General features: G+C 73.2%; 6 protein-coding genes. All 6 read left to right on the top strand.

Annotated features, from left to right (window positions below):
- Nucleotides 1-102: 102 nt before the first annotated feature.
- The 6 genes from HMPREF3099_RS09445 (at nucleotide 103) to HMPREF3099_RS09420 (ending at nucleotide 5,872) form a co-directional block, all read left to right on the top strand.
- Nucleotides 103-1,047 (top strand): hypothetical protein, encoded by a 945-nt coding sequence (locus HMPREF3099_RS09445; protein ID WP_070705720.1) that lies wholly within the window; start codon nucleotides 103-105, stop codon nucleotides 1,045-1,047.
- A 193-nt stretch (nucleotides 1,048-1,240) separates the two neighbouring features.
- Nucleotides 1,241-2,197: a hypothetical protein gene (locus HMPREF3099_RS09440; RefSeq protein WP_070705719.1), complete on the top strand. Its 957-nt coding sequence runs from the start codon at nucleotides 1,241-1,243 to the stop codon at nucleotides 2,195-2,197.
- 81 nt (nucleotides 2,198-2,278) lie between these two features.
- Nucleotides 2,279-2,488 (top strand): heavy-metal-associated domain-containing protein, encoded by a 210-nt coding sequence (locus HMPREF3099_RS09435; RefSeq protein WP_070705718.1) that lies wholly within the window; start codon nucleotides 2,279-2,281, stop codon nucleotides 2,486-2,488.
- Nucleotides 2,488-4,758, top strand: coding sequence for a heavy metal translocating P-type ATPase (locus HMPREF3099_RS09430; protein ID WP_070705717.1), 2,271 nt, complete (start codon nucleotides 2,488-2,490; stop codon nucleotides 4,756-4,758). Before HMPREF3099_RS09435 ends, HMPREF3099_RS09430 begins: the two co-directional genes overlap by 1 nt.
- Before the next feature lie 26 nt (nucleotides 4,759-4,784).
- Nucleotides 4,785-5,111, top strand: coding sequence for a metal-sensitive transcriptional regulator (locus HMPREF3099_RS09425; RefSeq protein WP_070705721.1), 327 nt, complete (start codon nucleotides 4,785-4,787; stop codon nucleotides 5,109-5,111).
- Between the two features lie 59 nt (nucleotides 5,112-5,170).
- Entirely contained in the window at nucleotides 5,171-5,872 is a 702-nt protein-coding gene (locus tag HMPREF3099_RS09420) for a hypothetical protein (RefSeq protein WP_070705716.1), read from the top strand.
- Nucleotides 5,873-5,911 lie beyond the last annotated feature (39 nt).

Raw genomic sequence — 5,911 nt, 5'->3', positions numbered from 1 at the left:
CCCCGGCGCCTCGGGCACCGGGGTCCGCACTTCCCGCCGGGGCCCGAGATCGATACGGCCGGAAACGTTCACACGTCCAGAATCATCTGAGGGGAGCAGGACATGGACAGCACGAAGACCTTCGCAGTGGGGACCGCGCTGCTGCTGGGGGCAGCACTCGCGACGCCGGCGTCCGCCGCACCGGACGACCGCACCTCCGGCCCGGACTGGGAGCCGCTGCCGATCACCTTCGAGGTCGGCGAGGCCGACGGCCAGGGCGAGCGCCCCTGGAGCGTCAGCGTCGACGGGGACGTCACCCAGCCCAAGAAGGGCGAGGACGGCCTGGCGACGCTGAACCTGCTGGTTACCGACTACAACAACAACCTCAACAACGACCACCCGGACCACGGGCCGAGCAGCCTCGGGATCCAGGACGACGGTCTGACCGGCTGCCAGGAGGGCACGCCGGGCAAGATGCCGTCGGGCCGGACCAGCGAGGACGAGTCCTTCCGGTGGGTGGTCGACGAGGAGTCCACCGAGGACAACCCGATCGTCGACCCCGAGTTCGCCCCGGGCCACTACGAGAAGACCCAGACGAGCAAGCTGTCGCCGGAGACCCGGGCCCTGGAGGTCGTCACGGTCACGTGCCCCACCGAGAGCGACTGGGGCTACATGTTCGGCAACAGCTTCTTCGTCCGCACCAGCGACACGGAGTTCACGCGGGTGGCCACCGTCGTGACCGAGGGCACCTTCCACGAGGGCGGCGAGAGCGTGTTCCACACCGTCGAGGGCTGGGAGTTCCTGGAGCAGCTCGAGAAGGAGGAGCGTCCGGACGGCATGAGCGACGCCGAGTGGGCGGACAAGCTCGTCGCCGAGGGCGTGGTGCCGGCCGACAAGCGCTGGTACGTGGCCAACGAGGAGCCTCCCGGTGAGGACGACGACGAGGGCCCGATCGTCGACACCGGTGTGGAGGCGGGCGACCAGTCCGCGGCGTTCGCTGCCGGCCTGGCCGGTGTGGCGCTGCTGGGCGCCGGTGGCGCCACGGTGGCGGCCGCCCGCCGTCGCTGACGCCCGCCTGACACCTGAATCGACGGGACCTCCGGAGTCACTGGACTCTCGGAGGTCCCGTCGTGACAGGTCACGTTCACAGTCCGCGCACAATCAGGCGCCGACGCCCGGCCCCGGCTTCCCCCTCCCCGTGAGGCGCTTAGGGTCGAAGGGTCCCGGCAGGGGGTCGGGACGTGACACAGAGGGGAAAACCATGAAGCGCACGACTCTTGCCGTCCTCGCCGTCGCCACCATGGGGGTGACCGCCCCGGTGCAGATGGCGCAGGCCGCGCCGAAGGAGCCCAAGCTCCCGGCGCCGTACGAGAACACCTTCTCCGTGGGCGAGGCAGGCTCCGACGGAACCCGGCCGTGGACCAGCACCACCCGGGGCGACTACCTCGAGCTGCCCTACGAAAAGGACGGGCTGGTGCACCGCGAGGTGCACGGGTTCGACCGGTGGAACAGCGTGACGAGCGTCTCCGCGAACGAGGAGGACCCGGGACGCCACCGTCTGGGCGTGCAGAACGACGACCAGACCGACTGGATCTTCCGCGGCTGCCCGGAGAACGCCGAACGTGCCGGGAAGTCCTCCTTCTCCTCCGAGGACGAGTCCTTCCACTGGGTGGTGGACCCGGACTACGACTTCTGGAACGACGACAGCGACGACCCCGTCCCGGGCTCGTACGTGAAGGACACCACCCATCGACTCGGCGAGGACGTCCGCTCGGTGTCGGTGGAGGCGACCGGGTGCATCCCCGACCCCGGCGAGTTCGACGGCACCTACGCGCACAACACGACCCACTTCCTGCGGACGGGTGAGGGCGAGTTCACCAAGGTGGGCACCTCGGTGTTGGGTTCGACAGCCAACGAGGGGGGCTACGGCATGGAGTTCCACGCCGAGCCCGACTGGGAGTTCCTGGAGCAGCTCGAACACGCGGTGCGCCCGGACGGACTCACCGACGCCCAGTGGGCCGACCAGCTCGTGGCCAAGGGCGTGGTGCCGGCCGACAAGCGCTGGTACGTGGCCAACGAGGAGCCCACCGAGGGCCCCATCGTAGACACCGGCTGGACCGCCCCCGAGCGCTCGCACGACACCACCGCCCTCGGCCTGGCCGGTCTGGCCCTCGTCGGCGCCGGCGGCCTCACCGTGGCCGGCGCCCGCCGCCGCTGACCGTCCCCACGGAATACCCCTCCGGGGTATGTGCGTTCTCGTCGGTGGCGCCACCCGGCGCCACCGACGAGAGGAGCACCCATGGCCACCACCGAGTACAACGTCACCGGCATGACCTGCGGGCACTGCGAGGCGTCCGTCCGCGAGGAGGTCTCCGAGGTGCCCGGCGTCGAGTCCGTCGAGGTGAGCCACGAGACCGGTCGGCTGACCGTCACCGGCGCCGACGACGTGTCCACCGATGCCGTGCTGGCCGCCGTCGAGGACGCCGGCTACCGGGCGCAGCGGGCCTGATGACCGCGCCCTCCCTCCCGCGCACGTCCGCCGTCGAGCTGGAGCTCGGCGGTATGACGTGCGCCTCGTGCGCCCACCGCATCGAGCGCAAGCTCAACAAGCTCGAGGGCGTGGAGGCGACCGTCAACTACGCCACGGAGAAGGCCTCGGTCACCGTACCCGAGGGGTACGACCCGGGCCTGCTGGTGGCCGAGGTGCAGAAGGCGGGCTACACGGCCACGCTGCCGGCGCTCCCACCGACCCCGGGAACCGACTCCCCCGGTGAGGCCTTCGACGGCTCCGAGCACGCCGACCACGAGCTCGACGCCCTGCGCCGTCGGGTGCTCGTGTGCGCGGTGCTGGCGGTGCCGGTGATCCTCATGGCGATGGTGCCGGCCCTGCAGTTCCGGAACTGGCAGTGGGCCTCGCTCACCCTGGCCGCGCCCGTGGTGGTGTGGGGCGCCTGGCCCTTCCACCGGGCCGCCTGGACCAACCTGCGCCACGGCGCGGCCACCATGGACACCCTCGTCTCGATGGGCACGCTCGCCGCCTTCGGCTGGTCGCTCTACGCGCTCTTTCTCGGCCATGCCGGCACGCCCGGCATGAAGCACCCCTTCGAGTTCACCATCGGGCACTCCGACGGCGCGGGGAACATCTACCTCGAGGCCGCCGCGGGCGTCACCCTGTTCATCCTGGCCGGACGCTACGTCGAGAAGCGCGCCAAGCGCCGGGCCGGCGCCGCGCTGCGCGCCCTGCTGGAGATGGGGGCCAAGGAGGTCTCCGTGCTGCGCGACGGGCGCGAGGTGACGGTCCCGGCCGGGGAGCTGCGCGCCGGCGAGGAGTTCGTGGTGCGCCCCGGGGAGAAGGTGGCCACCGACGGGACGGTCGTCTCCGGCACGTCCGCCGTGGACGCCTCCATGCTCACCGGCGAGTCCCTCCCCGTCGAGGTGGGCCCTGGCAGCGAGGTCACCGGCGCAACGGTGAACGCCGGTGGGCGCCTGGTGGTGCGCGCCACGCGCGTGGGCGCCGACACGCAACTGGCCCAGATGGCGCGGATGGTGGAGGACGCGCAGACCGGCAAGGCCGCCGTCCAGCGGCTGGCCGACCGGGTCTCCGGCGTGTTCGTGCCGGTCGTGGTGCTCATCGCCCTGGTCACGCTCGGGGGCTGGCTGCTGTCCGGTGCCGGTCCGACGGCCGCGTTCACCGCCGCGGTGGCGGTGCTCGTCATCGCCTGCCCGTGCGCCCTGGGCCTGGCCACGCCCACCGCCCTGCTCGTGGGCACCGGCCGCGGAGCGGAGTTGGGCATCCTCATCAAGGGCCCCGAGGTGCTGGAGTCGACCCGCACCGTGGACACCGTGGTGCTCGACAAGACCGGCACCGTGACCACCGGGCACATGACACTGGCCGAGGTGGTGCCCGCCGCCGGCGAGGACGCCGCGGAGGTGCTGCGCGTGGCCGGTGCGCTGGAGGACTCCTCGGAGCACCCCATCGCCCGTGCCGTGGCCGATGCGGCGCGCACCGCGGGCGACCTGCCCGCCGCCTCGGGGTTCGCGAACGTCGAGGGGCTCGGCGTCACCGGCACCGTGGAGGGCCGCACGGTGGTCGTCGGCCGCCCCACCCTGCTCGCCGAGCATCACATGACGCTCACCGCCGACCTGGCCCGGGCCGAGGCCGAGCACCTCCAGCGGGGTCGCACCGTGGTGGCCGTCGGCTGGGACGGCGCTCCCCGCGGCCTGCTCGTGGTGTCCGATGCCGTGAAGCCCACGAGCGCCGCCGCCGTGGCCCAGCTGAGGCGCCTCGGGCTCGAGCCGGTGCTGCTGACCGGGGACAACGCGGCCACCGCCCGCCAGGTGGCCGACGAGGTGGGGATCGACACCGTCATCGCCGACGTGCTGCCGCAGGAGAAGGTGGAGCAGGTCCGGCGCCTGCAGGAGCAGGGGCGCGTGGTGGCCATGGTCGGCGACGGCGTCAACGACGCCCCCGCCCTGGCACAGGCCGACCTGGGCCTGGCCATGGGCACCGGCACGGACGTCGCCATCGAGGCCGCGGACATCACGCTGGTGCGTGGCGACCTGCGCAGCGTGGTCGACGCCATCGGGATGGCGCGGCGCACGCTGGGCACCATCCGGTCCAATCTCTTCTGGGCGTTCGCCTACAACGTGGCCGCCATCCCCCTGGCCGCGGCGGGGATGCTCAACCCGATGCTGGCCGGTGCCGCCATGGCCCTGTCCAGCGTGTTCGTGGTCGGCAACAGCCTGCGGCTGCGGGGCTTCAGGGCGGAGGCGCGGTGAGCGCCGGCGAACGACCGGAGGAGCCCGTGGTCGCGGCCGCCGGCCCGGCCCACCCGGTGGAGCACGGTCACGTCCACGGATACGTGACGGACAAGGACGCCTACCTGCGCCGCCTGCGCCGCGTCGAGGGACAGGTCCGCGGCCTGGCCCGGATGGTGGAGGAGGACGCGTACTGCATCGACGTCCTCACGCAGGTGAGCGCGGTGAGCAGCGCCCTGGAGAAGGTCGCGCTCGGGCTGCTCGAGGACCACCTGCGCACCTGCGTGGTCGACGCCGCACGCGCCGGTGACGAGGAGGCCGAGGCTCTCGTGAGGGAGGCCTCGGCGGCCATCGCCCGGCTGGTCCGGTCGTGAACGAGCGCGCTCGACGCCTACGCTGGAGCCCTCGCACCCGTCCCCGACCCAGGAGCAGCATGCGTTCACTCCCCCGACCGATCCGCCGCGGCGCGGCGACCGCCGTCCTCGTGGGCACCGCCCTCGTCAGCCTGCAGAACGCGGCCCAGGCCGACCCCCGGGAGGTCAGCGGCGCCGGGGGGACCAACCCCCGGGTCACCCTGGAGGTGCACCCCGCGGCCGGCGGGCAGGGGCACGCGTGGGACGTCCGCTTCGACGGCGCGCACCTGCAGCCGGCGGACGGCAACCCCCGCATCGAGTGGGTGGTGGACACCTACGCACCGGCCACGGGCGCGATGCCGGTGACGGTGGCCGAGGGCGCGGTGGCCGACCCGGTCTGCCGTCCCGGTGCCGAGCGCGCCAGCGGGGACGAGGTCTCGTCGGACAGCCGCCACCTGGGCGGGCGCCGAATCCCCGCCGGCACCGACCGCGTGATGGTCTACGGGGCGTACTGCGCCCCCGACGGCCAGGTGCACCGCTTCGAGCTCGAGAGCGACGTGTCCACCGGCCGCGACGGGTCCGTGGACGTGCACTCCTACCCGGTGGTCGATGGCCCCGCCGACGGCCCGAACCCGCGTCCGGACGGCCCGCCGGTGGAGACCGGCTGGTCGGCGCCCGAGCAGGGCGGTCTGAGCTCCCGCGAGGCCGCTGCGGCCACGGGGCTGGCGCTGCTCACGGCCGGGGGCGTGCTCACCGCGAGGGGCCGCCGGGCAGGCGCCTGACCACATCGACGACGCGGCCCGGGGAGGACGTCCTCCCCG

It is taken from the genome of Kytococcus sp. HMSC28H12 (assembly GCF_001816045.1).
Lineage (GTDB): Bacteria > Actinomycetota > Actinomycetes > Actinomycetales > Dermatophilaceae > Kytococcus > Kytococcus schroeteri.
The sequence above is the reverse complement of the archived record's forward strand: the minus strand, read 5'-3'. Positions and strand labels throughout refer to the sequence as shown.